Consider the following 1,141-nt stretch of genomic DNA (forward strand, 5'->3'; position numbering starts at 1 on the left):
CACAGAGCCACAAAGGGAGCGAATGACTCACCTATAGAGCCTGGCAGATAGTCTAAAAAACTATTTGTCAGGCTCTATTTATATTCGGCGAGACAGGAGGTGGGAAGTTTGAAATTGACAATGATGGACGCAGCATTAAAATATGCAGAAGCCAATATCCCAGTCATACCATTGCCCTGGATTTGTGAGGATGGCTTCTCTCCTGCAAGGCAGGGAAAAATTGCGACAGCAGGGAAAAGCGTCAGTTATATACAGGCTGGTACAATGATTCCACTACTGATATTGAGCAAATAAAGAAATGGTGGAGAAAAACAACCAATGCCAATATAGGCATTCCTACAGGCGAAAAGTCCGGTTGGCTGGTGCTTGATGTGGACGATGGTGGTGATGAAACTCTATAGGCTCTTGAATCAACACATGGAAAACTTCCGGATACGGTTACTGCTGTTACCGGCAGAGGAGGTCGGCACTATGTCTTTAAATACCCTAGAGGCCGAAGTATTCCAAATAAGACCAAGTTTGCACCGGGTTTTGATAACCATTCAACAGGTGGACTGATTGTCGTAGCTCCAAGCATTCATGTAAGCGATAATCAGTACCAATGGTTGAAAGGACATTCTTCCTTTGACAAAACCCTGGCAGAAGCTCCGGAGTGGCTGTTAAAGCTTATGGAAAGGGAGGAAGTATTGCTTACACCCTTTGAAGGTAGAAGTATTGTAGCAGGGATTAAGGAAGGCAGCCGAAACAGCACCCTGACAAGCCTTGCAGGAACCATGAGAGCAAGAGGAATGACGGAGGAAGGCATCTATACGGCATTACTTGCAGAAAACAACGCAAGGTGCAATCCTCCGCTTGATGAAGCGGAAATTAAGAAAATATATAGTTTAGGTTTTCAAAGAGTTAGTAGCTTGTAAAGAATTAATATATACGATATACGCACAAAGCCGCTTGATTTTTGCAAAGGAGCTTTGTACAGTCATAAAGTATTTACGTATTGCCTGAACAATTCAGCTTTCAGGAGATAAGGAATATACATGTTGGATTTTTCTGGCTGTGGGTTATTGCAGCGGTGTCTGCAGTATTAATCACGTCAATAGTTGTTGCTATGATTATAATATAAGAAAAAGGAGAAAAGAAGAGA

Annotated in this window: 2 protein-coding genes and 1 pseudogene; all 3 read left to right on the plus strand. The window is 42.5% G+C overall.

Features of this window, described 5'->3' with window-relative positions:
- Positions 1-108: 108 nt before the first annotated feature.
- The 3 genes and pseudogenes from JCM21531_RS23295 to JCM21531_RS18610 all read left to right on the plus strand — a co-directional run bounded on the left by JCM21531_RS23295 (position 109) and on the right by JCM21531_RS18610 (position 914).
- Positions 109-294 carry a hypothetical protein gene (locus JCM21531_RS23295; protein WP_243467900.1) on the plus strand — a complete coding sequence of 62 codons (186 nt, stop codon included), beginning with the start codon at positions 109-111 and terminating at the stop codon, positions 292-294.
- Positions 282-596 (plus strand): annotated as a pseudogene (locus JCM21531_RS23300) (bifunctional DNA primase/polymerase); the annotation flags it as partial. The gene JCM21531_RS23295 and the pseudogene JCM21531_RS23300, both read left to right, overlap by 13 nt.
- Positions 597-605: 9 nt before the next feature.
- Positions 606-914, plus strand: coding sequence for a primase alpha helix C-terminal domain-containing protein (locus JCM21531_RS18610; protein ID WP_037295697.1), 309 nt, complete (start codon positions 606-608; stop codon positions 912-914).
- Positions 915-1,141 lie beyond the last annotated feature (227 nt).

It is taken from the genome of Acetivibrio straminisolvens JCM 21531 (assembly GCF_000521465.1).
GTDB lineage: Bacteria > Bacillota > Clostridia > Acetivibrionales > Acetivibrionaceae > Hungateiclostridium > Hungateiclostridium straminisolvens.